The organism is Amycolatopsis sp. NPDC114504 (assembly GCF_055633595.1).
Genome location: NZ_JBVKDU010000001.1, coordinates 127,545 through 152,353 on the forward strand (window position 1 = coordinate 127,545; position 24,809 = coordinate 152,353).

Annotated in this window: 22 protein-coding genes; 9 read left to right on the forward strand and 13 right to left on the reverse strand. The window is 70.9% G+C overall.

All coding sequences use genetic code 11. The features are described from left to right. Positions 1-23 precede the first annotated feature (23 nt). From ACZ7PG_RS00695 to ACZ7PG_RS00705, 3 genes are read right to left on the reverse strand one after another with little or no spacing between them, the layout of a single operon-like run. Complete coding sequence (locus ACZ7PG_RS00695; RefSeq protein ID WP_470236970.1) at positions 24-914, reverse strand: ROK family protein; 891 nt, start codon at positions 912-914, stop codon at positions 24-26. Further along, entirely contained in the window at positions 911-3,769 is a 2,859-nt protein-coding gene (locus ACZ7PG_RS00700; protein ID WP_470236971.1) for a glycoside hydrolase family 2 protein, read from the reverse strand. Before ACZ7PG_RS00700 ends, ACZ7PG_RS00695 begins: the two co-directional genes overlap by 4 nt. Then, complete coding sequence (locus ACZ7PG_RS00705) at positions 3,766-5,196, reverse strand: APC family permease (RefSeq protein ID WP_470236972.1); 1,431 nt, start codon at positions 5,194-5,196, stop codon at positions 3,766-3,768. Before ACZ7PG_RS00705 ends, ACZ7PG_RS00700 begins: the two co-directional genes overlap by 4 nt. Positions 5,197-5,334: 138 nt before the next feature. On the opposite strand from ACZ7PG_RS00705, the gene ACZ7PG_RS00710 reads away from it, so the two are divergent. Continuing rightward, positions 5,335-6,504 carry an ROK family protein gene (locus ACZ7PG_RS00710; protein ID WP_470238974.1) on the forward strand — a complete coding sequence of 390 codons (1,170 nt, stop codon included), beginning with the start codon at positions 5,335-5,337 and terminating at the stop codon, positions 6,502-6,504. Between the two features lie 126 nt (positions 6,505-6,630). On the opposite strand, the gene ACZ7PG_RS00715 is transcribed toward ACZ7PG_RS00710, so the two are convergent. After that, a complete protein-coding gene (locus tag ACZ7PG_RS00715; protein WP_364615465.1) occupies positions 6,631-6,861 on the reverse strand; it encodes a hypothetical protein in 231 nt (76 codons plus the stop codon). A gap of 311 nt (positions 6,862-7,172) precedes the next feature. Here ACZ7PG_RS00715 and ACZ7PG_RS00720 point away from each other — a divergent pair, with 311 nt between their 5' ends. From ACZ7PG_RS00720 to ACZ7PG_RS00740, 5 genes are all read left to right on the forward strand, one after another. Continuing rightward, positions 7,173-7,364 carry a hypothetical protein gene (locus ACZ7PG_RS00720; RefSeq protein WP_470236973.1) on the forward strand — a complete coding sequence of 64 codons (192 nt, stop codon included), beginning with the start codon at positions 7,173-7,175 and terminating at the stop codon, positions 7,362-7,364. A 71-nt stretch (positions 7,365-7,435) separates the two neighbouring features. Then, positions 7,436-8,920, forward strand: a complete 1,485-nt coding sequence (locus ACZ7PG_RS00725; RefSeq protein ID WP_470236974.1) for an MFS transporter — start codon at positions 7,436-7,438, stop codon at positions 8,918-8,920. Positions 8,921-8,922: 2 nt separating this feature from the next. Continuing rightward, positions 8,923-9,480 carry a TetR/AcrR family transcriptional regulator gene (locus ACZ7PG_RS00730; protein ID WP_470236975.1) on the forward strand — a complete coding sequence of 186 codons (558 nt, stop codon included), beginning with the start codon at positions 8,923-8,925 and terminating at the stop codon, positions 9,478-9,480. 156 nt (positions 9,481-9,636) lie between these two features. Continuing rightward, positions 9,637-10,197, forward strand: coding sequence for a snapalysin family zinc-dependent metalloprotease (locus tag ACZ7PG_RS00735; protein WP_470236976.1), 561 nt, complete (start codon positions 9,637-9,639; stop codon positions 10,195-10,197). Positions 10,198-10,324: 127 nt separating this feature from the next. Then, a complete protein-coding gene (locus ACZ7PG_RS00740) occupies positions 10,325-11,224 on the forward strand; it encodes an alpha/beta hydrolase (protein ID WP_470236977.1) in 900 nt (299 codons plus the stop codon). Here the strand turns inward: ACZ7PG_RS00740 and ACZ7PG_RS00745 are convergent. From ACZ7PG_RS00745 to ACZ7PG_RS00765, 5 genes are read right to left on the reverse strand one after another with little or no spacing between them, the layout of a single operon-like run. Further along, positions 11,217-12,890 (reverse strand): carbohydrate-binding protein, encoded by a 1,674-nt coding sequence (locus ACZ7PG_RS00745; RefSeq protein ID WP_470236978.1) that lies wholly within the window; start codon positions 12,888-12,890, stop codon positions 11,217-11,219. The two genes, ACZ7PG_RS00740 and ACZ7PG_RS00745, sit on opposite strands and share 8 nt — an antisense overlap. Before the next feature lie 29 nt (positions 12,891-12,919). Then, positions 12,920-14,803, reverse strand: a complete 1,884-nt coding sequence (locus ACZ7PG_RS00750; protein ID WP_470236979.1) for a glycoside hydrolase family 127 protein — start codon at positions 14,801-14,803, stop codon at positions 12,920-12,922. A 29-nt stretch (positions 14,804-14,832) separates the two neighbouring features. Next, positions 14,833-15,630 carry a carbohydrate ABC transporter permease gene (locus ACZ7PG_RS00755; protein WP_470236980.1) on the reverse strand — a complete coding sequence of 266 codons (798 nt, stop codon included), beginning with the start codon at positions 15,628-15,630 and terminating at the stop codon, positions 14,833-14,835. Next, entirely contained in the window at positions 15,627-16,553 is a 927-nt protein-coding gene (locus ACZ7PG_RS00760) for a carbohydrate ABC transporter permease (protein WP_470236981.1), read from the reverse strand. The genes ACZ7PG_RS00755 and ACZ7PG_RS00760 overlap by 4 nt, the downstream gene beginning before the upstream one ends. 2 nt (positions 16,554-16,555) lie before the next feature. Beyond that, positions 16,556-17,848: an ABC transporter substrate-binding protein gene (locus tag ACZ7PG_RS00765; RefSeq protein WP_470236982.1), complete on the reverse strand. Its 1,293-nt coding sequence runs from the start codon at positions 17,846-17,848 to the stop codon at positions 16,556-16,558. A gap of 171 nt (positions 17,849-18,019) precedes the next feature. Here ACZ7PG_RS00765 and ACZ7PG_RS00770 point away from each other — a divergent pair, with 171 nt between their 5' ends. Continuing rightward, entirely contained in the window at positions 18,020-19,015 is a 996-nt protein-coding gene (locus ACZ7PG_RS00770; RefSeq protein WP_470236983.1) for a LacI family DNA-binding transcriptional regulator, read from the forward strand. Between the two features lies 1 nt (position 19,016). On the opposite strand, the gene ACZ7PG_RS00775 is transcribed toward ACZ7PG_RS00770, so the two are convergent. The 4 genes from ACZ7PG_RS00775 to ACZ7PG_RS00790 form a co-directional block, all read right to left on the reverse strand. After that, a complete protein-coding gene (locus tag ACZ7PG_RS00775) occupies positions 19,017-20,780 on the reverse strand; it encodes a ricin-type beta-trefoil lectin domain protein (RefSeq protein WP_470236984.1) in 1,764 nt (587 codons plus the stop codon). A gap of 461 nt (positions 20,781-21,241) precedes the next feature. Next, the gene (locus ACZ7PG_RS00780) at positions 21,242-21,700 is read right to left on the reverse strand and encodes a dihydrofolate reductase (protein WP_470236985.1); all 459 of its coding nucleotides are present in this window, start codon (positions 21,698-21,700) and stop codon (positions 21,242-21,244) included. Then, on the reverse strand, positions 21,697-22,494 hold the full coding sequence (locus tag ACZ7PG_RS00785; RefSeq protein WP_470236986.1) for a thymidylate synthase: 798 nt from the start codon (positions 22,492-22,494) through the stop codon (positions 21,697-21,699). Before ACZ7PG_RS00785 ends, ACZ7PG_RS00780 begins: the two co-directional genes overlap by 4 nt. A 10-nt stretch (positions 22,495-22,504) precedes the next feature. Next, entirely contained in the window at positions 22,505-23,101 is a 597-nt protein-coding gene (locus tag ACZ7PG_RS00790) for a TetR family transcriptional regulator (protein WP_470236987.1), read from the reverse strand. 55 nt (positions 23,102-23,156) lie between these two features. On the opposite strand from ACZ7PG_RS00790, the gene ACZ7PG_RS00795 reads away from it, so the two are divergent. Together ACZ7PG_RS00795 and ACZ7PG_RS00800 are read left to right on the forward strand one after the other, a co-directional pair. Continuing rightward, positions 23,157-23,828, forward strand: coding sequence for a class II aldolase/adducin family protein (locus ACZ7PG_RS00795; RefSeq protein WP_470236988.1), 672 nt, complete (start codon positions 23,157-23,159; stop codon positions 23,826-23,828). Next, positions 23,825-24,757 (forward strand): carbohydrate kinase family protein, encoded by a 933-nt coding sequence (locus tag ACZ7PG_RS00800; RefSeq protein ID WP_470236989.1) that lies wholly within the window; start codon positions 23,825-23,827, stop codon positions 24,755-24,757. Before ACZ7PG_RS00795 ends, ACZ7PG_RS00800 begins: the two co-directional genes overlap by 4 nt. Positions 24,758-24,809 lie beyond the last annotated feature (52 nt).

Consider the following 24,809-nt stretch of genomic DNA (forward strand, 5'->3'; position numbering starts at 1 on the left):
GCACCGGCACGCCACCCGGAGGACTATCCGCCCAGTGCCAGCGCCACCGCGCCCAGCAGCGCCGCGTCCTGGTCGAACCGGGCCGACACCAGCTCCGGCGGGAACGGCACCGCGTGCGCCAGCCGGTCCGCCAGCGCCGGCAGCAGGACGTCGGCCGACCGGACCAGCCCGCCGCCGACGGCGATGCGTTGCGGGTCCAGCATGATCGCCAGGTTGGCCACGTGCATCGACAGCTCGTCGAGCGCCGCCGTCACCAGTTCCTTGGCCTCGACGTTCTCCTTGGCCAGTGCGAACAGCTCGCCCGCGGTGACCGGGCGGCCGAGCAGATCACTCGCCCGGCCGCCCAGCCCACGCCCACCGACGGCTTCCTCGAGCGGCGCCGCTCCGCTTGCGAAACCCTCGGTGTCCTGCGGCGAGAGCAGGTTGTACCCGATCTCGCCCGCAGCTCCGTTGGCGCCGGTCAGCAACCGCCCGCCGACCAGCACCGCCGCCGCGATGCCCGTGCCCAGCGAGAGGAACACCGCCGGGTCGGCCCCGGCCAGCGCGCCCCAGCGCCACTCCGCCAGCGCCGCCGCCTTCGCGTCGGTCCCCACCGAAATCGGCACGCCGGGGAACTCGGCGGCCACCAGCTCCGCCAGGTGCAGCTCCTCCCAGCCCGGCACGTTCGGTGCCAGCAGGATCCGGTCCGGCAGCACGATCCCCGGGCTGACGACACCGATCGCGGCCGGCGTCACGCCCGCGTCGGCCAAGAGCGCCTTGGCCCCGGCGAGCGCCCGCACCACCACCTGATCGGCCCCCGCCTGCGCGTCGGTGTCCAGCCGGCACGTGGCCAGCAGGGTCCCGTCGCGGTCGGCGAGCCCCAGCGCCACCTTCGTGCCGCCGAAGTCGATGCCGAGAATCCGTTCCTCTGTCACTCCCGAGTCCCCTCGATCCGCGGCGCGACGGCCGCTTCCCCGTGGTGGCCGTACCCGCCGGCCGCCCGCACCACGATCCGGCCGGTGTTGAAGCCGTCGACGCTGATCACCGGCACCGCGCCCCGCAGGTCGGACGCCTTGTAGGTGACGGTCAGCGTCTGCGACTGGCCCGGCCACAGCGTGATGTCGTTGTCGTCCCAGGTCGCGTTCGCGAGCTGGTTGTCGCCCGGTCCCTCGTGCCCGTCCGGCGTGCCGCGGCGGACGTCGGCCCGCAGGAAGAACGCCGCCCCCGGCGTCTTCGACGTGTTGGTCACGGTCACCGTGGAGACGAGGTCGCCGCCGTTCGCGCGCGTCGACGCCACCGCGCCGACCTGCGACTTCGGCAGGTTCTGCAGGGCCTGCAGGTTGCTGTACTGCGACAGCGTCGCCTGCGGGTTGCCCAGCGTCTTGCCCCAGTCGACGACGTCCTTCTGCGTCGAGAGCCAGTAGACGTTCCGGTCGACGACCTTCCCGCCCTGCTTCACCTGCAGTTCGACGAAGTAGACCTGCGCGGGCGCCGGCGCCTTCGTCTCGGCGGGCACCTTCGGCTTGAGGACACCGGTCTTCACGCCCTGCGAGCCCAGCGAGAGCCCGGACGCCGTCTGGTCGTCGAGGACCTTGCCCGCGGTGTCGAGGACGCGGGCCTGCACCGAAAGCCCGGACTGCGTCGAAGCGCCGAGGTTGTCCAGGGTCACGGAACCGTTGTCGTAGCCGTAGATCGCGTGCAGCGGCTTGTTCGCCTTCTTGGCGCCGAAGAACGCGCCCGCCTGGTCGCCGTCGTCGTTGTAGAGCGACCACAGCAGCGTCGGCCAGCCCTTGTTCAGCTGCCAGTAGACGACGCCGGTCGACGGGTTCGCCCGGTCCGTCGAGTGGTGCAGGAACGCCTCGAACTGCGAGCGCGTGTTCTCGTAGTTCGCGATGTTCGCGAGGTCCACATAGGACTTCAGCGAGTTCCACTTCCCGTACCGCTGCGTGATGGACTGGTCCAGCGTGTACAGCGTGCCGAACGCGTAGCCGCCGTGGTCGGGCTCGAAGTTGGCGTGGTACTGGTTGTAGGCCGGGTCCTGCCACAGCTTCGCCTGTTCGGCCGGCGAGAGGAACCGCTTGATCGAGTCGAGCGTCGGCACGGTGTGCCCGGCGCTCTGCTCGCTCGCGAAGCCCCAGGAGCCACCGGCGTTGGTCCGCGACGAGTCCTCGGCGTCGAAGTGCGAGGTGTCGTACCAGTAGGACGGCGGGACCCAGTCGTACGGGCCTTCCTTCTCCCCCGAGTTGCCCAGCGTCGGCGTGCTCTTGTACTCCGCCGAGGCGATCACCGGCACCTGGAAGTCGGCTTCCTTGAACGCCTTCAGCGTCTCGGACTCCTGGCGCGGCACCGGCTCGTTGTCGCTCCAGCCGTAGTTGAAGACGCTCGGGTGGTTCCGCTCCATCTGCGCGATCGTGTAAGCCGAGTCGTGCATGATCCGGTAGTCGCGCTCGGTCAGCGTCGAGGCGTCCTCGGGCTGCCAGGCGTCACAGCACAGGAACCCGCCGATGACGAGCAGCCCGGCGCGGTCGGCCTGGTCGTAGAAGTCCTGCGGCATGTCGTGGCCCTCGAGCCGGACGCCGGAGAGGCCCATGTTCTTGATCAGCGCGATCTGGTGCGCGGTGTCGGCGGAGTCGTAGCGCAGGAACAGGTCCGGCGCGAAGCCGCCGCCGCGGAACACGAAGTCCTTGCCGTTGATCGTGAACTGCCGCGCGCCCTCGGGCAGCGGCACGGACTTCCCGACCAGGCGCGAGGTCACCGTGCGGATGCCGAAGGTGCTCTTGGACGACGTCGACAGCACGCCGTCCTGCGAGACCGCGGTGCTCAGCGTGTACAGCGGCTGGTCGCCCATCGAGTACGGCCACCAGACCTGCGGCTTGCTGATCTTGATCGGCGCGAAGGTCACGGTCCGCTTGGTGTTCGCCGGGATCGTGACGCGCTGCTTGACCACGATCGGCGTGCCCGAGGGCGAGGTGACGGTCGCGGCGACGTCGCCGGTCTGCGCGGCCGGCGCGTCGTTGGTGACGTCGACCTTCACGGTCAGCTTCGAGCTGGACAGGTCGGCGGCGTTGTCCTGCACGACGTGCGCGTTGTCGCCGGTCAGCGCGTCGGACACCTGCAGCGTCGGCGGGAACTGGATGCCGGTGTCGTTGTCCGGCGGGATCTGGCCCCAGTCGACCTGGTCGAGCGTGTACATCTTCAGCGGGTCGTTGGGGTAGACCTTGATCGCCAGGGTGTTCTTGCCCGGCTTGACGAGCTTCGAGACGTCGAAGGTGTGCCCGGCGAACGCGCCGCTGACGATGTCCTTCGTGGCGACGAGCTTGCCGTTCACCCACACGTCGCCCTCGCCGACGATGCCCGGGATGGTCAGCTTCGCGTGCTGGCCCGCCTTGATGTCCGGGGTGAAGTCGGCGCGGTACCACCACGGGTCGGAGAACGGCTTCGTGACGACCGGGCCGACCTTGTCGACGTACCCGAAGCACTTGCGCATGTTGTCGGAGTAGAAGACGTCGGGGCACTTGCCGTTCTGCACCAGGGCGTTGATCTCGGTGCCGGGCGCGCCCGCGTCGTCCGGCTTCACCGGCAGCCAGCCGCGGGTGGCGTACCCGGGCGTCGAGACCTTGTCGCCGCCGTCCTTGACGTTCGCGGTGGTGAGCACCTGCCAGCCCTGCGCACCGATCGTGCTGAGGCCGTGCGGCCGGGCGGTTTCCGGTTGCGCCGACGCCGGCGGGGCGACACTCAGCACCCCCGGCACCAGGAGCAGCGCGGCCAGCGCCGCGAGCTTCTTCGTCATGCCTGAGCCCCTTCGGTCTCGGTGGAGGCGAAGGCCTCCTTGATCTCCTTGGGTCCGAACGGCCAGGTGTTCTCGGCCTTGGCGTAGACCAGGTACGCGATCGCGCCGACGGCGATCCAGCCCAGTGACAGCCCGATCGAGAGCCAGGTCGCGGAGACGTAGATGTAGACCCAGCCGACCAGCGCGACGATCGTCGGCACCGGGTAGAGCCACTGCCGGTACGGCCGCTTCAGGTTCGGCTGGCGGCGGCGCAGTGTCACGATCGCGGCGACCTGCGCCAGCGATTGGATGATCACCAGGGTCGCGACGGCCGCGTTGATGACGTCGGTCAGCGTGAACAGCGAGCCGATGATGGTGATCGCGCCCATGGTGAGCACGCCGGCGGTCGGCAGGTTCAGCTTCGGGTGCAGCTTGCCGAACATCGACAGGAAGACCTTGTCCCGCGCGGCTTCGAAGGGGACGCGCGAGCCGCCGAGCAGCCCGGCGAACACCGAGCCGACGGCCGCGACGACGATCAAGACCGTGACGACCTTCGCCGTCGCGGTGCCCCACGCCTGCTCGAGCACGGTCGAGGCGACGGAGGTGGCGGTCTTCAGCTCCTCCAGCGGGACCGAGCCGAGCACGCCGACCTGCAGCAGGAAGTAGAGGCTCATGATGCCGACGATCGAGAAGAGGATCGACCGCGGGATCGTCCGGCCCGGCTTCTGCACCTCACCGCCGAGGTAGGCCGTCGTGTTGTAGCCGAGGTAGTCGTAGATCGCGATGATCAGGCCGGCGCCGAGGCCGCCCCAGAACGTGCCTTCGCCGGCGGAGCTGAACGCGCCCGGGGTGAAGGCGAACGCCTGCGCGCCGCTGAAGTGCGAGAACGCCGCGACGATCGTGGTGAGCACCGCGACCAGCATGACCACGAACAGCACCGTCGTCAGCTTGCCGATCTGGCCGATCTTGCGGAACAGCGCGGCCACGATGACGAGCGTGACGCCGACGCCGATGATCTTGCCCAGTGGCGTCGTGCCCGCGTCGTCGGTGACGCCGGGGATCAGGTAGCCGAGGTACTGGACGAGCCCGATGATGCCGGTGGACATGATCAGCGGGATGAACAGCACCGCGCTCCAGACGAACAGGAACGGCATCAACCGTCCCGTGCGGTACTGGAACGCCTCGCGCAGGTAGAGGTAGGTGCCGCCGGCGCCCGGCATCGCGGCGCCGAGTTCGGCCCAGATGAGCCCGTCGGCCAGCGCGACGATCGCCCCGATGATCCAGCCGAACATCGCCTGCGGGCCGCCCATCGTGGCGACCATGGCGGGAATCGTGACGAACGGGCCGATACCGCACATCTGGGTCATGTTGATCGCGGTGGCCTGCACCGGGCCGATCTTGCGCTCAAGGGCGGGTTGCGGCTCCCCTGGGCGAGTGGGTGAACTCACGACGTGCCTCCGTCTAGTAGTTAGTAAAGTTTCTTAACATAGAACGTGCGGAGCCGGAAGAGTTCCGTGGATAAACTTGCGGCAACACAGGAGGATCTGGTGGGGCAAATCGGGCCGCAGGTCGGAACTCCGGCGAGCATGCGGGCGCTGAACCAACGGCTGGTGCTGGAGCGGCTGCGCGGGCAGGGCGAAGCGACGCGCCCGCAGATCGCGGCCGCGACGGGACTGTCGAAACCCACGGTGGGACAGGCGCTCCTCGATCTCGAGCAGCACGGACTGGTCCGGACCACTGGCCACAGCCTGGCCGGCCCGGGCCGCGCGGCGGTCGTCTACCGGGCGGCGCCGGACGCGGGCCACGTCGTCGGCGTCGACATCGGACGGCGGGCGATCCGCATCGCCGTGGCCGACCTGGAAGGCAGCATCGTCGCCCGGCTCGACGCGCCCAACCGGTGCCGCTCCGCGAGCGCTTTGGTGCGTACCGTAAGCGAATCCGTCGAAAAGGCGGTGGTGTCGGCCGGACTGGCCTCGCACGACGTGGTGTCGACGGTGGTCGGCACCCCGGGCGTCCCCGACCCGGCGACCGGGACGGTCCACCGCGCGCCGAACCTCCCGGGCTGGGAGCGGCGAGGGGTGCTGCACGAACTGGTCGCGGCCCTGGCCGGCGCGGGTTCGGACGTGGTGGTGGAGAACGACGCGAACCTGTGCGCGGTGGGCGAGCACGCGCTCGGGGCGGCGCTGGGCGTGGACGTGCTGGTGTGCCTGACGGTCGGCACGGGGATCGGCATGGGCGTACTGGTGGACAGCCGTCTGTTCCGCGGAGCCCATGGGGCGGCGGGCGAGATCGCGGACTTGCCGTTCGGCCCCCTGCCATCTGGCGCGGGCGCTCGGCGGCCGGGCCCGATGGAGACGGCGGCGGCGGGCCAGGCGGTGGTGGAGGCGGCCCGTTCGCTGGGATTGGCGGCGCGGTCGGCGAAGGACGTGTTCCGGTCGGCCCGGAGCGGCGATCCGGTGGCGCTGCGGGTGGTGGCGGAGGAGGCGGAGAAGCTGGCTTACGTGGTGGCGGCGGTGACCGCGGTGCTCGACCCACGGCTGATCGTGCTCGGCGGCGGGATCGGGGGCAACGCGGATTTGCTTGCGTCGCCGATGCGTGCGGCGTTGGCCGCGACGGTGCCGGTGGTGCCGGAGATCGTGGCCGGGCAGCTGGGCGAGGACGCGGTGCTGGCGGGGGCGATCGCGACGGCCTTGGGGACGGCTCGGGAGCTGGTGTTCGACCGCCGCGGGTTGCGGCGGGCCGCGGGTGGGGCTTAGGAGAACGACCGGTCACCCCAGCGCTGCACTGCCCCAGCAGGCAGAACGACCGGTCACGCCGGCCCGCGACCGACCACTCATGTCCCCGAACGGGCGGCAACCCGCCCAGCAGCACAGCCCCGCGAGCTAGTCCGAAGGCCCACGCAACGTGAGCACCACCCGCAGCACGTGCTCGACCGCCGCCGGGAACAGGGCTCCGCGCAGCTCCCCTCGCTCCGCCAAGTTCTCCGACGCGAACTCCAGCACCCGTTCGGGCCCGCCCCGACGCACCACCAGCGCCGCCAGGTCCTCGAGGTCCAGGTCGGGGTGGTCCAGGCGCGTCAAGGCGAACTCGATCATCAGCTCCTCCGACGTCATGTCCACCTCCTCCCTCCATCCTAAGCACCTCCGGCTAACACTTGATCCACCAGACTTCGAGCCCCGATGTGGTGATGTCCACGTCCCGCCCGGACACCGAACGCACACGCCATTGGGCCGTTAGACGGAGATTTCGGGCGATCGTGTACGGAACGCGAATACCCGGTAACCCGGACGAGCCGGTCAGTCATGATGTTGAGCCCACCCGACGGCGGAGCGGAGGCGACATGGCCCTGCATCGGCAGCGCACGCGAGCCGGGTCACGGCGTCCGCGGCACGCAGTCCCCGCCCCGTGGTGGCCGCCCGTTCTCGTGGCCGCCTCCGTCGCCGCCGTGATTCCCGGTGACACCGTCGGGGGACTGCTCGTCGGGACGAGCGTCCTCGTCACCCTGACCGCGCTCGCCGCCGCGCGGCGCGTGCTGGGACACGCTTCGGTGCACGTCAACCTCATCCTCGCGGAAGAGCTCGCGCGGCGCGGACCGGCCCTCCAGCAAGACAGCTGACGCCACACCCCTCCGTGCGGTGGCTCACTTCAAGCTGCTTACTGTACCGTCCAGACGGTATAGTAACTCGCATGAGCGTCCATCCCCCGACCCTGGAAAGCCCCCTTCGCCACCGGTGGGCCGCGTTGAGCGTGCTCGTCGGCGCCGTGCTCCTGCTCGCGGTCGACGGCACCGTGCTCTACCTCGCCGTCCCCTCGCTCACCCGCGAGCTCGCGCCGACCGCGATCGAGATCCTCTGGATCGGCGACATCTACTCCCTCGCCCTGGCCGGCCTGCTGGTCACCGCCGGGAACCTCGCCGACCGGTTCGGCCGCAAGCGGGTGCTGCTCATCGGCACCGCGGCCTTCGGGCTGGCGTCCGCGCTGGCGGCCTTCTCCCCCACCGCGGGCGTGCTCGTCGTCGCCCGGCTGCTGCTCGGGGTCGCGGGCGCGACGATCATGCCGTCCACGCTGTCGCTCATCCGCACGATGTTCCCCGACCCGCGCGAGCGCACCCGCGCCATCGCGGTCTGGTCGGCCGGCTCCGGCGGCGGCATCGCCTTGGGCCCGCTCGTCGGCGGCACCCTCCTCGAGCACTACTGGTGGGGCTCGGTGTTCCTGATCAACGTGCCGATCGTCCTCGTCTTCCTCGTCGCGGGCGCGTTCCTGCTGCCGGAGTCGCGCGACCCGAACCCCGGCCGCTTCGACGTGCTCTCGGCCGGGCTGTCGATGGCCGCGATCGTCCCGCTGGTCTACGCGGTCAAGCACGCCGTCGGCTCGGGGATCGACGCGCGGGTGGCCGTCGCGGCCGCCGTCGGCGTCGTCTCGGGCGTCCTGTTCGTCCGCCGGCAGCGGCGGACGGCCGCGCCGCTGATCGACGTCACCCTGTTCCGCAACGGGGCTTTCACCGGTGCCGTCCTGGCGAGCTTCATCGCCGTCTTCGCCTTGATGGGCCTGCTGTTCTTCTTCTCCCAGTACCTGCAGCTCGTCCGCGGCTTCTCGCCGTTGCGGGCCGGGTTCGCGGAGATGCCGGCGACGCTCGCGTCGATCGTCGTCGTGGCCGCCGTCGGCGTGGTCGTCCGGCGGCTCGGCCGGGGACGGGCCGTCGCCGCGGCGCTCACCGTCGCCGCGGTGGGCCTCGCGCTGGTCGCCGTCGCCGAGCCGCTCCCCCAGTACTGGTGGCTGGGCCTGACGCTCGTCCCGGTCGGGCTCGGGGTGGGACTCGCGCTGACGCTCACCGTCGACTCGGTGCTGTCGGCCGTCCCGCGGGACAAGGCCGGTTCGGCGTCGGCGATCTCCGAGACGGCGTACGAACTCGGCGCGGCGCTGGGCATCGCGACCCTCGGGTCGCTGGTCACGGTGGTCTACCGCGCTTCCCTGCCCGCCGGCCCGATCCCGGTGCGGGCGCGCGACTCCCTGGCGTCCGCGGCGACGGTGCTCGACCCGGGGTCGGAGCTCGCGCACGCCGCCCGGGAGGCCTTCACCGGTGCCATGCAGGTGACGTCGCTGGCGGCCGCCGCTGTCACCGCCGTCGCCGCGGTGATCGCCTGGCGTACCATTCCGTCCGGAAAGGACTGAGCATGCCTCGAAAAGCCGGGCGCAGCCCCGAAGAGACGCGCCGGGCGCTGCTCGACGCGGCCGGGACGGCCATCCGCACGCGGGGCGTTTCGGCGTCGCTCGACGACATCGCCAAGGCCGCCGGCGTGTCGAAAGGCGGGCTCCTGTACCACTTCCCGGCGAAGGACGCGCTCGTGCGCGCCCTCGCGCAGGACATCCTCGACACCTACCGCGCCGAGGTGCTGGCGGCCCTCGACCCCGCGGACACCCGTCCGGGCCGGCTGACGCGCGCCTACATCCGGGCGTCGCTGGACACGTCGTACGACGAGATCGCCATTCGCGAGAACATCGCGCTGATCGCCCAGCTGATCTCGATCCCCGACATCGCGGAGCTCGCCCGCGCGGACGCCCAGCGCTGGGAACGCGACCTCCACGACGACGGCCTCCCCGGCCACGTCGTCACGCTGGTGGTCGCCGCGGCCGACGGGGCGAGCACCGCGCCGCTGTGGGGCGTCGGCCTCGAGGTGGCCGCGGCGCGGAAGCTGGAACAGCAGCTCATCGACCTGACGCTGGACGCCTGAACCGCGCACCGGCGTTTGTCAACCCGCAGTGAGTATTGGGAAATCACCACTCGCACCGCCCTACGGAAGTCGGCTCCGGTGAAGGCGAACAACCGGTAAATTTTCGACAGCGCGCGCAAATCCGGCAAATCCCCGTCCCCCACGAGGAGTCTTCCGATGTCGAGGAAGTTCGCCCTGGCCGGCGCTGTCGCCATGGCCTTGGCCGTGACGCCGATCGCCGCGGGCACCGCGTCCGCCGCTCCGGCCTCCACCCAGCAGGAAGCCGCCGTCACGACGGTCTACTACAGCACCGCCAGCGCACCGTCGTTCCGCTCGGTGATCAACGCCGGTGCCGCCAACTGGAACCGCAGCGTCACCAACGTCAGACTGGTCGAGCGCAACTCCGGCGCGAGCCTGCGCTACACCGAGGGCAACGACCCCCGCGGGTCCTACGCCTCGACCAACGGGCACGGCAGCGGCACCATCTTCATCGACTACACCCAGGCCCGCCAGTACAACCCGACCCGCATCGCGGCGCACGAGACCGGGCACGCGCTCGGGCTGCCCGACCACTACTCGGGTCCGTGCTCGGAACTGATGTCCGGCGGCGGCCCCGGCCCGTCCTGCACCAACGCGGTGCCGAACTCGGCCGAGCGCAGCCGGGTGAACTCGCTGTGGGCCAACGGCCTCGCGGCGACGAACCAGCAGCAGGTCTACGAAAAGATCTACGGCTTCTGACCCGAAGCTGAGCGCGGCCCCGGGGACGACCTCCCCCGGGGCCGCCTCGCGTCGCCCCTACCCTGACCGGGAAGAAATCGGTGATCGTCCCGATGGCGCGGCACCTCGGCGTCAATACGGTCAAACCATGCGAAAAACCCTCGCCGCCGGGCTGGCCGGCGTCCTCCTGATCACCACGGCTTCCGCCGCTTCGGCCACTCCGGCCCGGCTCGGCCTTCCGGCGCCGACCGGGCCGTACGCCGTCGGCAGCACCGAACTCCACCTCGTCGACCACGCTCGGCCGGACCCGTGGGTCGCGGGCACGACGCGGGAGCTGATGGTGACTGTCCGGTACCCGGCGCGGCCCGGCAGCGGCCCGAAAGCGCCTTACCTGCGGGCGGGTGCCGCGAAGCTCGTGTCCGAAGAGGACGCCGCGCAGCTCGGCATCTCCCCGGACCGCCTCGACTACACGTTCCCCACCCACGCCCGCACCGGCGCGCCCGCGGCCGGTGGACGGCGGCCCGTCGTGCTCTACTCCCCCAGCGCGAAGTACCCGCGCTCGGTCGGCACAGCGCAGCTGGAGCAGCTCTCGAGCGAGGGCTATGTGACGGTGGCCGTCGACCACACGCACGAACCGGCCGCGGTGGAGTTCCCCGGCGGTCGCGTCGAACGGCGGGCGCTGCCGCCGGGCACCGACGGCAGGAAGCTGATCGCCACGCGGGTGGCGGACATCCGGTTCGTCCTCGACCAGCTGGACTCCCTGTCCCGGACGGGAAATCTCCCCGCCGGACTGTCGCTCGACCTGACCCGGATCGGCATGTTCGGCCACTCCGCGGGCGGGTTCACCACCGCCGAGACGATGGTGTCCGACCCGCGCGTCGCTCGGTTCCTTCTTCCGATGCTATTTGTGAGCTGGCCACGACGACGTAGAACGCGACGATCACCATGCGCAAGTCCCGCACCCTCGGCGGCCTGGCTTCCGCGCCGGACACCGTCGTGTTCACCCCGAGCCGGCCGAATGGCGCCGGGACGATGTGGGGTCAGGTGAGCTGGAGGTAGTCGAGCTCGGCGTAACCGGTGCCGCCGGCGAAGAACGGCGCGCCCTTGGCCAGCCGGATCGTGTTGTAGCCCGCGTGCAGGCTCACCGACGTCGAAACCGTGCCGAACTGGCCCCAGCCCGCCGTCGGTGGGTAGCTGACCGTCGACCAGCCGCCGCTGTTGTAGGCCAGCCCCTGGGTCGACGTCGCTCCGGTGCCGTTCGCGTACCCGAGGGTCATCGTGTAGGCGCGGGCGCTCGGGACGTTGACGACGAAGTCGACGTAGCTGTCGCTGCGCGGGTCACCGGAGTTGTCGATGCGGCCGACGTAACCGCCGTTGGACGCGGTGGAACTCGCCAGCCGCTGCGCGCGGAACACCGACGCGTTCTCGGCTTCGTAGCGCTGCTGATAAGTACCGCTGGTCGGCTCGACCACCAGGTGGTACGCGCTGGTCGCGGACATGTTCGCCACCGGCACGGTGATCTGTCCACCTGAGACGGTGTAGGTCGACGTCGAGATCGTCGTCGGCGCGGGCACCGCCGTGAACCGCCCCGACGACGGTGTCGACTCCAGCGTGACGCGCACGGTGCCGCTGAGCCCGGTCACCCGCACCGAGTTGGTGCCCGACTCGTCACCGAAGACGACGTCGACCCGCTTGCGCGTCGAGTCATAGGAAGCGAATCCGTCCAACCCGGACTGAGCGGGCGGGGTCGTGCTCACCATCGACCCGGCCATGTCGCCGTACCACTTGTAGAGCCACCACGTCCCGGTCGGCTGGGTGTTGTTGACGACCAGGCCGTTCACGGTCCCGTACTCGTACCAGAACGCCCGGTCGGCGGCCGCCACCCCGGCTCGTTCGAGCTTCGAGACGTAGTTGGCGACGCGCCCGGGCACGTCGACCTCGTCGGTCCACGCGTACTCGTTGATGAAGATCGGCCGCGCGCTGATGCCGAGCGACGATTCCAGCGACCGGTACGCGGCGACGTCGGCCGCGATCGACGCGCTGCTGTGGCCCAGCTCGTGCCAGACGACGACGTCCGGCACGGTGTTGGTGCTCTTGGCCGCGGTCAGGAACGTCCGCATCCGGTCGGTGTTCCAGGACGAGTACCCGGGCCCGGCGACCGGGGTGACGGTGTCGCGGGTCCGGATCCGCTGGACCGTCCGCGCCCAGCCGGCGTTGAAGTCCCCGGCCGCCGCGGTGTTCCAGGTGCCGTCGGGCTCGTTCCAGATCTCCCACGCGGCGACGTTGCTCACCGACGTGGCGGCGAGCCGCTTCGAGACCATCGTGTCCACCTTGGACAGCCAGTCGTCCCAGCTCACCCACTTGTACGGGAAGTCCGGGTAGATGTCCGGCATCCGGATGACCTGCGCGGCACCGACGCGGTCCGCCTGCGGCGCTATCTTCAGCGCGTCGCCGCCGGGCGGCTGACCGTTCGGTTTCTGGCCGACGTCCGGCGGCGGCTGGGTGAGAGTGTTCAGCTTGAGGGGCAGCAGGGTCGAATCAGCGGGCCGACTGTTCTCGGCCAGCGCGTAGAGGCCGCCGGCGGCGGCGTGCGTGACCGGCCGGAACGGCGCGGCCGCGTTCACCACGAGGGTGTGCCCGGCGGCTTGGGCCGGCGCCACCACCGCGAGGGCGCTGAGCAGGGCGATCGGCAGTGCGAGAGTGCGTCGTGACATCGGGTACCTCGATCTTGTCGGGGACGGGGTCACTCCGTGGTGGCGACCGGAATCCAGACCCGCATCGGGCCGGGAGTCCGGTTGCCCCACAGGAAATACGGGATCGCGGTCAGCTCGACCGGCTCGCCGGGGCCGCTGGCACCGGCGCCGTACAGCTCGTCGGACGCGGGCACCTCGACGGAGCCTCGCGCGGTGAGGGTCACCGGCACGTCCGGGAGCCGTCCCTCGGCGAGCCGCGCGGTGGGGTCGATCCGGACGTCTTCGAGCGTGACGCCGTCCGGGAGGTCGGCCTGCTCCAGGCAGTAGACGAGCGGTCCGCGCGTCACGGCGACGCAGCCGCGCACAGCGTCGATCCGCGGGTGCGGCCGGACGACGCGGGCAGGCATCGGCAGGTCCAGGGTCACTGTGGCGCCGTCGGACCAGTCGCGGCGCACCTCGGCGTAGCCGTCGCGGACGTCGGCGGGCTCGCCGTCGACCAGCGCGCCGGACGCCCAGCCCGGGATGCGCAGCGCCAGCGTGAGCGGAACGTCCGTCGTCACGGTCAGCTCGACCCGGCCGTCCCAGGGGTACTCGGTGCGGGTGACGACCTGGACGTCGGCACCGTCCACAGTGGTCCGCAGTGTCCCGGCGGCATACAGGTGCACCTGCAGGCCGCCGTGGTCGGTGGTCGCCACGTACCCGGACAGCGACGCGACCAGCCGCGCGAGGTTGGGTGGGCAGCAGGCGCACGAGTACCACGGCAGCCGCTGCGACGGCGCGTCCTCGTGCGAGCCGTCGTGGCCGGTGCGCAGGTGCAGCGGGTTCGAGTAGAAGAAGTGCGTCCCGTCCAGCGCGGTCGAGCCGGCGATCACGTTGTACAGCGCGCGTTCCATCTCGTCGGCGTACCGGCGCTCGCCGGTCGCCAGCAGCAGCCGCCAGTTCGCCTGGAAGCTCGCGATCGCGGCGCAGGTCTCGCCGTACGCGCGGTCGGGCGGCAGCTCGTACGGGTCGCCGAACGCCTCGTCGCGGTGGCGGGAACCCTGCGCGCCGGTGAGGTAGGTCTTCGCACCGAACGCGTCGGCCCAGACGCGGCGGGCGGCGTCGAGCAGCTCCTCGTCGCGGGTCTCGACGGCGACGTCGACGACGCCGGCCAGCAGGTACAGCTGGCGCACGACGTGCCCGGCGACCTCGTCGGCTTCCCGGACGGGCACGTGGTCCTGCAGGTACCGCGGGCCGAACCGCTCGCCGTCGATCAGGCCGCGCCCGCGCAGCTCGAGGAACCGTTTCGCCAGGTCCAGGTACGGCCGGTGCCCGGTCACCCGGTACAGCTCGGCCAGTGCGGTCTCGATCTCCGGGTGCCCGTCGACGTCATCGACAGTCGAGAACCGTTCGACGATCAAGTCGGCGAAGCGTCGGGCGACCGTGACGAGCTGGGCGCCCACCCCGGCCCGCGCGGCGGCGACGGCGGCCTGGATCAGGTGGCCCGCGCAGTACAGCTCGTGGCTCCAGTGCAGCTCCCGCCACCGCAGCTCGGGCTTGTCGACGGCGAAGTACGAGTTCAGGTAGCCGTCCTCCCCCTGCGCCTTCGCGACCAGCGCGGCGGTGGTGTCGAGGAACGCGCGCAGCTCGGCGTCGTCCGGGGTCCGGCCGAGCTGCCAGGCGGCGGCTTCGAGGGTCTTGTAGACGTCGGAGTCGGAGAACCACATGTTGCGACGGCCGGCCTCGACCTCGCCGGTGACGCGCCGGAGGTTGTCCAGCGCGCCGGCGGAGTCGAGGTGGTCGACGCAGTGGGGCAGGCTTCGCGTCGCGTTGCGCTCCTGCCACGCGCCGAAGAGGCTGTCCGGCGCGAAGGTGACCGCACCGAGGAACAGGGGCCGCAGGGCCGACGTCGCGGCGGACGTGGGGTGGGCGGGGCCGAGGATGCGTTCGGTCATCGAGTGCTCCTGTCGCGCCGGTGGAGGGTTCAGCCCTTGAGGGCTCCCGAGGTGAAGCCGCGGACGTAGTACCGCTGCAGGACGAGGAAGACCGCCACGCACGGGAGGGCGGAGACCACCACTCCCGCTTGCAGGGCCCCGAAGTCGACCGAGCCGAGGCTGCCGGACTGCAGGTTGAACAGGGCGACGGGCAGCGTGAACTTCTCGCCGTCGGTGAGGAAGATCAGCGGCGCGACGAACTCGTTCCACGCCGCCAGGAACGAGAACAGCGCGATGGTGACGACGCCGGGGAGCACCCCGCGCAGCAGCACCCGGCGCAGCGCGCCGCCGACCGAGCAGCCGTCGATCAGCGCCGCCTCCTCGAGCTCGACCGGCAGCGCTTCGAAGGAGTTGCGCATCATGAACAGCCCGAACGGCAGCTGCAGCACGGCCATGACGAGACCGAGCCCGATCAGCGAGTTCTGCAGGCCGAGCCAGCCAAGGAGAATGTAGAGCGGCACCAGGATCGTCGTGTACGGCACCATCAGGATGGCCAGGGTGACCAGGAACAGCAGGTTGCGCCCGGGGAAGGCGAGCCGGGCCATGGCGTAGCCGCCGAGCGTGGTCGTCACGACGGTGACGCTCACCGCGACCAGCGCGACGACGGTCGTGTTGAGCAGGTAGGTGCCGAGCCCGATGCCGTAGCCGGCGAGCCGCCGGTAGTTGTCGGTCCCGGAGTCGCCGGCCTCCCGCCCGGTCAGCGACGAGTAGAGCGTCCACAGCAGCGGCAGCAGGAACAACACGGCCAGCGCCGCGCTCGTCACGTATCGGCCCGCGTTCCGGATCACCGTCCCTCCCGGCGGATCAGCCGCAGCTGGGCGACGTTGAGGACGATGAGCACGGCGAGCGTCGCGACCGAGACCGCGGCGGCCCGGCCGAGGTCCTGCGACAGGAACGCCTCGCGGTAGATGTCGATGACGACCGTGGCGGTGTCGTGCCGGCCGCCGGTGAGGATGAAGAACTGGTCGAACGCGAGCAGCGAGCCGGTCAGCGACAGCACCGCCGCGAGCGCGAGCGTCGGGCGCAGCAGCGGGAGCGTGACCCGCCAGAGGATCTGCCACCGGGTGGCGCCGTCGATGCGCGCGGCCTCGTACAGCGCCGGGTCGATGCTCTGCAGGCCGGTCATCAGGATGAGCATGTAGAAGCCGGCGAAGCGCCAGGTGATCATCCCGACGGTCGAGGCGAGCGCGCCGCCACCCGAGCCGAGCCAGTCCACGCGGCCGAAGCCGAGGGCGTCCACGAGGTGGTTGAGCGCGGACGAGTCGGTGTTGAACAGGCCATAGAACAGGAGGCTGGTCGACGCGAGCCCGACCGCGCTGGGCAGGAAGAACACCGTGCGGGCCACGCCGGTGCCGGGCCGGTCGTGCTGGACCAGCAGCGCCAGCCCGAACGCGACGACCCCGAGCACCACGGTCGTGACCAGCGTGTACTTCACCGTGAACCCGACCGCGCGCAGGAACAGCGGATCGGACAGCGCGTCGTAGTTCTCGACGCCGTTGGGCGCCGAGACGCCGACCAGCGGCCAGTGGTTGACCGACATCCACAGCATCAGCACGAGCGGGATGACGAAGAAGACGACGACCAGCACCGCCATCGGGGCGGCGTAGGCAATCCCCAGCCGGCGCCGGTTCCGGGCGATCGAGCCGCGGCGGCGGGGTGCCGGCGCCGGGGTCTCCGGCGCCGGTGCCCGCGAGGACAACAGCGACACCATCGTCAGCTGCCGCCGGCGAGGGATTCGGTGACGGCCGCGTTGTGCTGCTTCAGGATCGCGCCGACGTCACCACCGCCGAACACCGCATCGATCACCGTCTGCGTCCAGGGACCGTTGGTGTCGTTGAACGTCTTGCCGAAGTTGACCGAGATCGGCGTCTGGCCCTGGCCGGCGAGCCGGTTGAACACGCCGAGCCGCGGGTCCTGCTTCGCGTAGGTGTTGTCGGCGAGGTCGGAGCGGACGGTGATGTTCTTGCTCTTCGCCACGACGTCGACCTGGGCCTGGTCGGACAGCGTCCAGGCGATGAAGTCCCACGCGGCCGCGGCGTGCGCGCTGTTGCTGCCGATCCCGACGACGTCCCCGCCGACGAACGACGAGCTGCCGCCGGTCAGGCCGGGGATCGGGGCGACGCCGACCTGGAGGCCGGGTCCTTCCTTGATGCCCTGCAACGCGGTCGCGCCCATCGGTTGGATGCCGATCTTGCCGTCGAGGAACGGCTGGGTCCACGTCGGCCCGGACTCGTTCTTCGCCGAGGTGGGCACGATCCCGTCGGTGTAGAGCTGCCGCTGCCACGAGTAGACCTGCGCGGCCTGCGGGCTGTCGAGCGTCGCCGCGGTGCCCTGGTCGTTGAGCACCGTGCCGCCGGAGGCCCAGATCATCGGCCAGGTGGTGAACAGCTGGCAGCCCGGGCAGGCGCCGCCGAAGAAGTAGCCCTTGACGTCCCCGCCGAGCGCGGCGATCTTGCGGGCGGCCGCGGCGAGCTCGTCCAGCGTGGCCGGTGGCTTCGCGGGGTCGAGCCCGGCGCGGGTGAAGAGGACCTTGTTGTAGAAGACCGCGGACAGGTCGATGTCGTGCGGCACCGCGTAGTGCTTGCCCTCGAAGGTCGCCGCCTTCATGTGCGCCGGGGCGAGGGAACCCTTGAACTGCAGCTGGTTCACGCGGTCGGTGAGGTCGAGGAACAGGCCCTTGGCCGCGTAGTTCGGCGCGTAGACGACGTCGGCGGCCAGCAGGTCCGGCAGCTGCCGCGCACCCGCCGCCGTACCGACTTTCTGCTGGTAGGAGTCGGCCGGGAAGACGGTCAGCTTGACCTTGTTCTTGTGGCTCGCGTTGTAGGCGTCGATCAGCGTCTGGCTGAAGGTGGCCGTCGGCGACCGGGTCCACATGGTGATCGTGGTGCCGTCGTCGACGCCGGCGGTGTCCCCCGCCGCCGGTCCGGCCGGCCCGCTCTGGCAGGCCGCGAGGACGAGCACGCCCGCGACTGCGGCCACGACCCTGGTTCGGATGTGCGAAGTCATCGACTCTCCTAACGGGAGGCCGCCACCTGTGAACGTCGAAGAGGAAAATTCGGAAACCGGTTGCCGAATCAAGTTATGCTCCTCACACAGGCACGTCAAGCACCCATTTCGCCGCAGGGGAGGTACTGTTCCACCATGCCCCCGAGGAAACTTTCGGAAACTCCCGGAAACGTGACCAAGCCGGCCACGATCAGCGAGGTCGCGCTGCTGGCCGGCGTCTCGGTCGGCACCGCGTCGAAGGCGCTCAACGGCCGCGGGTCGCTGCGCGCGGAGACCCGGCAGCGCGTGCTGTCCGCCGCCGAGCAGCTGGGCTTCCAGCCCAACCGCGCGGCCGTCACGCTCAACTCGGGCCGCACCTACACCGTCGGCATGATCACCACCGACACCATCGGCCGGTTCAGCATCCCGCTGATGATGGGCGCGGAAGACGCGCTGGGCGCCGGCGAGATGTCGGTCTTCCTCTGCGACGCCCGCGACGACCCGATCCGCGAGCAGTACTACCTGCGCACGCTGCTGTCGCGCCGCGTCGACGGCATCATCGTCACCGGCCGCCGGACCCAGGCCCGGCCGCCGATCGGCGCGGCCCTGCCCATCCCCGTCGTGTACGCGTTCATCAGCTCGGCCGACCCGCACGACTGCTCCGTGGTGCCGGACGAGGCGGGTGGCGCCCGCAAGGCCGTCGAGCACCTCCTGGCCACCGGACGGCGGCGCATCGCCCACGTCACCGGCCCCGAGCACCACAACTCGGCGACCGTGCGCGCGACCGCGGCCGTCGAGCGGCTCGCCTCGGACGGCCTGGAGCTCGTCGCCGCGCCGATGTTCGGCGAGTGGAGCGAGGCGTGGGGCCGCCAGGCAGTGCGGATGTTGCTCGGCGCGGGTTCTCCGTTCGACGCCGTGTTCTGCGGCAGCGACCAGATCGCCCGCGGCGTCGCCGACGCGCTGCAGGCGGCCGGGCGCCGCGTCCCCGACGACGTCGCGCTGGTCGGCTTCGACAACTGGGACGTCATGGCGCTGGCCTGCCAGCCGCCGCTGACGAGCGTCGACATGGAACTGGAGGCGCTCGGGCGGACCGCCGCCGACCTGCTGCTGGCGGCGATCAACGGCTCGCCGTCACCCGGCCGGCACACGCGGCCGTGCCGGCTGGTGATCCGCGACTCGACCGCGTAGGTCACCGCCGGGTCCACTGCTGGTTGGCCCCGCCGCCGCAGGCCCAGAGGATGGTCTTCGTGGCGTTCGCGGTGCCGGCACCGCTCGCGTCCAGGCACAGCCCGGACAACGCGTTCGTGATGGTGCCGTTCGCGTTCAAGGTCCACTGCTGGTTGCGCTGACCGTTGCAGTCCCAGATGACGACCGCGGTGCCGTTCGTCGTGCCGTTGTTGTAAGCGTCCAGGCATTTGGTGCCGTTGACGACGAGCTGCCCGCGTGCCGGCGTCCACGTCTGGTTGGGTCCCGCGGCGCAGTCCCACAGCTGGGTCCGGACGCCGTTGGCGATGCTGTTGTCGTCGACGTCGAGGCAGCGGTTCGACTGCGTGCCGACCACCTGGACGCCGGCGGTGCCGGGCAGGGGCAGGATGGAGACGTTGGTCGGGTGCGGCTGGGCACCTCCGAACGTCAGGGTGTTCGTGCCTTTGCCCAGCGAGACGACGGCGGAGACGGTCTTGGCCACTCCCCCGGTCGCCGGGAAGGCGACGACGGTCGGCTGCTGGCCGTTCACCGCGAGCGTGGACGTCTGCGAGGTGGACGCGCTGTAGGTGAAGGTCGCGACGGCCAGCCCCGTGGCGGCCGCGGTGGTCCCGCTCGACTGTGCGACGTCGGTGCCCTGGACGGTCAGCAGCACCGAGTCGTTGGCCGGGACGCTCACGCTGTACCCGGTGGCGTAGCTGCCTTTGTCGGCGGCGGCCCAGAGGTTCCGCACCTTCGCTTCGCTCGGGGTGAGCCCCAGGTCGGTCCAGCGCGCGGTCATCGTCGCCGCCGAAGACGTCCGGTTGAGCAGCAGCACCGCGCGTTTGCCGACGCCGCTCAAGACCTTGCCGTAGACCTGGAGCCCGGCGGCGTCTTCGGCGACCTTGACGCCTTGCAGCCCGCGTGCGTCCTGGTCGACGGCGATGACCTCCCGGTTCTTCAGGACGTTCGCCGTTTCCGCCGTCATCGTCGCGAGGTTGTTGCCGGCGAGCAGTGGCGCACCGGAGACCGCCCACATGCCCATTTCGGTCCGGCCCTGCGCGGCGGTCAGCCCGGGCATGCCGACGGTGAGCATGTCGGGGTCGTTGACGTACCCGGTGTGCTGCGAGACGGGGTGCTGCGCCTGGTCGAAGTTGGTCAGCGCCTGCGGGAGGGTCGCGGTCTGGCCGTAGTAGATGATGTCCGTGCTGGTACGCCACATCGGAGCGGTGCCGGGGCCCCAGTTCCACGGGTTCTTCTTGCCCCAGTCACAGATCGACAGCGTGAGCGTGCGCCCGGTCTGCGCGGTGGCGGCCTTGTTGGCGTCGCTGATCGCGCGGTAGGTGCTGGCCGGGTCGAGGCCTTCGACGTCGCCACCGCACCAGTCGACCTTGACGAAGTCGAAGCCCCAGCGCTGGAACTGCAGCATGTCCTGCAGGTAGTGGCCTTCGCTGCCGGAGCCGGGCGCCGCGGGGCGGCCGGTCGGGAAGTAGTAGCCGCAGCCGTCGCGTCCGGCGTCGGTGTAGATGCCGGCTTTCAGGCCTTTGCCGTGCAGGTAGTCCGCGATCGCCTTCATGCCGCCGGGCCATTCGGTTTCGTCGACGGTGATGTTCCCGGCGCTGTCGCGGGTGCCCTGCCACCAGCCTTCGTCGATGTTGACGTAGGTGTAGCCGGCGTCTTTCAGGCCGTTCGACACCAGGGCGTCGGCTTGGGTTTTGATGACGTTGTAGTCGATCTTGGCGGCGAAGGAGTTCCAGGAGGCCCAGCCCATCGCTGGTGGTGTCGTCGGGGCTTCGGCTGCGTTTGCGGTGCTGGTTCCCAGGAGGGTCCCGGCTAGTAGTAGGAGCACCGACATCGCTTGGCGCAGCTTCATGGCATCGCTCCGACTTCGTCGTCGAGTGTGTTAGCGTTAACATTCTGTGGTACGGGTGAATTGTTGACCCCCTGGGGTTGGGCGTCAAGGGAGGAAAGTCGGTTGGCGCCTGGTTCGCTGCTAGTCGAGATCGAGTCGCGCGGTGTCATGGAGCTGTTCGGATACCGTTCTGCCGCACGGCTTTTCGAGCACCTCGCCGACGTCCCGAAGTCAGCCGCCGAGACGGTGGTCAAACGAGCCCGCGCCCTCGCACCGAGCCGAACCCTTGACGGCACCCCCATCCCCGCCGTCGCCCTCGCCACTACCGACGGTCGGTTGAGCGCCCCGATGATCGACACAGCCGCAGTCCCGAGCCAGGCTCAACCCCAGCTCAGAAACCGATAGTGCAGCCCACCCGAAGACTCCTGCCACTCCCCCACGGAGTCCGGCACACGACCCACCTCAGGCGCCCGCGTGTCACCCTCGAAGGTCTCCCGGATCTCCGTCACCATGATCCGGTCCGCAAACGGCAGCGCCGCCCCATAAACCGCCGCACCGCCGATCACCCACACATCGTCCGACACTGCCGCGACCGCCGCAGCCAACTCGGAAAACGTCTCCACGCCCTCCTGAGCCGTCCGCGACAGCACCAGATTGCGCCGCCCCGGCAACGGCCGGAACCGAGGCGGCAACGACTCCCACGTCCGGCGTCCCATCAGGACCGTCGCGCCCGACGTCAGCGTCCGGAAGTGCTTCAAATCCTCCGGAAGGTGCCACGGCAGCGTTCCATCGCGGCCGATGACTCCGTTCGACGACTGCGCCCAGACCAGCCCGATCACACCGCCACCGGGGCCTTGATGCCCGGGTGCGGGTCGTACCCGTCCAGCGCGATGTCGTCGTACGTGTAGTCGAAGAGGCTGTCCGCCTCCTTCAAGCTCAACGTCGGGAACGGCCGCGCGTCGCGGGCCAGCTGCCTGCGGACCTGCTCCTCGTGGTTGTCGTAGATGTGGCAGTCGCCGCCGGTCCACACGAAGTCGCCGACCGCGAGACCCACCTGGGCGGCGATCATGTGCGTCAGCAGCGCGTAGCTCGCGATGTTGAACGGCACGCCGAGGAACAGGTCCGCGCTGCGCTGGTACAGCTGGCAGGACAGCTCTCCGTCGGCGACGTAGAACTGGAAGAACGCGTGACACGGCGGCAGCGCCATCCGGGGGATGTCGGCGACGTTCCACGCCGACACGATGATGCGCCGCGAGTCCGGGTTCTCGCGCAGCGTGCGCAGCACCTCGGCGATCTGGTCGATGTGCCCGCCGTCCGGGGTCGGCCACGACCGCCACTGGACGCCGTACACCGGTCCGAGGCCGCCGTCCGGTGCGGCCCACTCGTCCCAGATCGTGACGCCGTTCTCCTGGAGCCACTCGACGTTGCCGTCGCCGCGCAGGAACCACAGCAGCTCGTACGCGACCGACCGGAAGTGGACCTTCTTCGTCGTGACCAGCGGGAATCCGTCGGCCAGGCGGTAGCGCAGCTGGTGCCCGAAGATCGACCGCGTGCCCGTGCCGGTGCGGTCCGCCTTGCGGGCTCCGGTGTCGAGGACGTGGCGGAGCAGGTCTTCGTACTGCGTGTCGGGCATGCCCGCGAGCCTAGACGAGCCGCTCCAGGTAAGCCCGCAGCATCTCTTTCAGCGGGTCGAGCAGCGCGTCGGCGCCGTCGGGATCGGCGCGGAACGCCTCCTGGATCACCGCGTCGGCGGCGAGGAACGCGGTGCGGCACGCCGTCGCGGCCTCGGCGTCGTCGCGGAGCAGGCCCTGCGCGACGAGCACGCGGTGCACCCCGGCGGCCATCACGCGCTTGTGCGCGACGTCGGCTTCCCGCGTCGCCTGGGTGAGCCCGCGGCCCAGCCACAGCGCACGGAACCCGGGTTCGGCGCGGTAGAGCGCGGCGAACGCGTCGACCAGCAGGCCGACGGGGTCCTCCCAGGTCTCCTTCGCCGCTTGGTCGGCGAAGGCGGTCATGAGGTCTTCGAGGCGGGCGAGATAGCCGTCGGCCAGCGCCTCGGTGATGGCGTCGCGGTCCGGCAGGTACTGGTACAGCGCGCCGACGGAGACGCCGGCCGCGGCGGCGACCCGGGTCGTCGTGAGCGCTTCGACACCCTCCGCCGCGAGCAGGCGGTCGGCGGCCTCGAGCACCCGGGCCAGCTTCTCCCGGGCCCGGGCCTGACGCGGAACCCGCTGCGGCATCCACCACCCCAAACCTGAACGTGACTTTGATTCGCATTTATTCTAGCCTCGGGCCATGGCAGTGGGAAGTTCCGTACTCGACGACGCGCGGCGGGCGGTGGCCCGCGCCAGCAACGGCCTCGCCGGCGAAGGCCTGCTGGTCGGCACCGCGGGCAACGTCAGCGTCCGGGCCGGCGAGCACGTGGCGGTGACCGCGACGGGGATCGTGCTGGGCGCGGCCACGCCGGACGACGTGACCGTCGTCGACCTGGACGGCGAGGTCGTCGCCGGGGAGCTGGCGCCGACCTCGGAACTGGAGCTGCACCTGGGGATCTACCGGCGCTACGACGCGGGCGCGGTGGTGCACACGCACTCGCCGCAGGCCACCGCGGTGTCGCTGGTGCTCGACGAGCTCCCCTGCGTGCACTACCAGCAGCTCGCGCTGGGCGGCTCGGTCCGGGTTGCGCCGTTCGCGGTGTTCGGCTCGTCGGAGCTGGCCGCGGGCACGCTCGCGGCGCTCGAGGGCAAGGCGGCGGCGCTGCTGGCCAACCACGGCGCGATCGCCCACGGCCCGACGCTGGACGCGGCGATGGACAACGCGCTGCTGCTGGAGTGGGCGTGCGGCCTGTACGTGCGGGCGGCGGCGCTCGGCGCGCCCCGCGCACTCGACGAGTTACAGCAGGAAGCCGTCGTGACCGCGGCGGTGCAGCGCGAGTACGGCCGGCCGCGGCGGCTGGAGGACCGATGACGCAGACCGTCGTGACGCTGGGCGCGCACGTGTTCGACGTGCAGGTCCGGCCGGTCGAGGCCATCCCGGCGGGCCAGGGCGCGACGCTGGTGGAGCAGATCCGGTTCGGCCCGGCGGGGACGGCCGCGGGCACCGCGGTGACCTTGGCGAAGCTCGGCGCCTGGGTCCGGTCCGCCGGCGCGGTCGGCGACGACCCCATCGGCGACCTGCTGCTGTCGATGCTCGGCCAATACGGCATCGACACGTCGATGGTCCTGCGGCGCCCGGGCGTGCAGACGTCGGCGTCGGTGCTCCCGATCCGCCCCGACGGCAGCCGGCCGGCGTTCCACGTGCCGGGGGCGAACCTGGGGTACGAGCCGTCGGAGGCTCCGCTGGCCGAGATTTCCCGCGCGACGCACCTGCACCTGGGCGGGCCGGAGCTGATGGGTGGCGCCGCGGCGGCGTCGATCCTGGTGCCGGCGCGCTTGGCCGGGGTCGTGACGTCGGCGGACCTGCTGGCACCCGGCGACCCGGGGGTGCTCGCCTGGATCGACCCCGCCCTGTCCTCTTTGGACTACCTGCTGCCGAACGAAGAGCAGGTGCTGGGGTTGACGAGCGCGGTCTCGCTGGAGGACGGCGCCCGCGCGTTACTGGAGCGCGGAGTCGGGTGCGTCGCGGTCACGCGGGGCGCGCGCGGGGCGTTGGTGGTAACGCCCGAGGAGACGATCGCGGTGCCGGCGTTCGAGGTGCCGGTGCTCGACACGACGGGCTGCGGCGACGCGTTTTCGGCGGGCTTCCTGCGGGGCGTCGGCCTGGGCCGTTCTCTGCGGGAGGCCGCGGTGCTCGGCTGCGCGGCGGCCGGGCTGGTGGCCCAGGGCCTGGGCAGCGACCACGGCGAGTTCGACCTCGCAGCAGCCGACGCCTTCGCAGCGGCAACCCCGGTCCTCTAGACGGACTGATCCGGGCTTTGCCGATTTCTTGCATCACCACCCCTTGACTTGA

Coding starts and splice junctions, on each gene's coding strand:
- ACZ7PG_RS00710 (WP_470238974.1), top strand. CDS start 5,335: ATGCGGGCGCTGAACCAACGGCTGGTGCTGGAGCGGCTGCGCGGGCAG.
- ACZ7PG_RS00730 (WP_470236975.1), top strand. CDS start 8,923: ATGCCTCGAAAAGCCGGGCGCAGCCCCGAAGAGACGCGCCGGGCGCTG.
- ACZ7PG_RS00800 (WP_470236989.1), top strand. CDS start 23,825: ATGACGCAGACCGTCGTGACGCTGGGCGCGCACGTGTTCGACGTGCAG.
- ACZ7PG_RS00790 (WP_470236987.1), bottom strand. CDS start 23,101: ATGCCGCAGCGGGTTCCGCGTCAGGCCCGGGCCCGGGAGAAGCTGGCC.
- ACZ7PG_RS00735 (WP_470236976.1), top strand. CDS start 9,637: ATGTCGAGGAAGTTCGCCCTGGCCGGCGCTGTCGCCATGGCCTTGGCC.
- ACZ7PG_RS00765 (WP_470236982.1), bottom strand. CDS start 17,848: ATGACTTCGCACATCCGAACCAGGGTCGTGGCCGCAGTCGCGGGCGTG.
- ACZ7PG_RS00775 (WP_470236984.1), bottom strand. CDS start 20,780: ATGGGCTGGGCCTCCTGGAACTCCTTCGCCGCCAAGATCGACTACAAC.
- ACZ7PG_RS00715 (WP_364615465.1), bottom strand. CDS start 6,861: ATGACGTCGGAGGAGCTGATGATCGAGTTCGCCTTGACGCGCCTGGAC.
- ACZ7PG_RS00725 (WP_470236974.1), top strand. CDS start 7,436: ATGAGCGTCCATCCCCCGACCCTGGAAAGCCCCCTTCGCCACCGGTGG.
- ACZ7PG_RS00750 (WP_470236979.1), bottom strand. CDS start 14,803: ATGACCGAACGCATCCTCGGCCCCGCCCACCCCACGTCCGCCGCGACG.
- ACZ7PG_RS00785 (WP_470236986.1), bottom strand. CDS start 22,494: ATGCCCGACACGCAGTACGAAGACCTGCTCCGCCACGTCCTCGACACC.
- ACZ7PG_RS00760 (WP_470236981.1), bottom strand. CDS start 16,553: ATGGTGTCGCTGTTGTCCTCGCGGGCACCGGCGCCGGAGACCCCGGCG.
- ACZ7PG_RS00745 (WP_470236978.1), bottom strand. CDS start 12,890: ATGTCACGACGCACTCTCGCACTGCCGATCGCCCTGCTCAGCGCCCTC.
- ACZ7PG_RS00700 (WP_470236971.1), bottom strand. CDS start 3,769: ATGACGAAGAAGCTCGCGGCGCTGGCCGCGCTGCTCCTGGTGCCGGGG.
- ACZ7PG_RS00795 (WP_470236988.1), top strand. CDS start 23,157: ATGGCAGTGGGAAGTTCCGTACTCGACGACGCGCGGCGGGCGGTGGCC.
- ACZ7PG_RS00740 (WP_470236977.1), top strand. CDS start 10,325: ATGCGAAAAACCCTCGCCGCCGGGCTGGCCGGCGTCCTCCTGATCACC.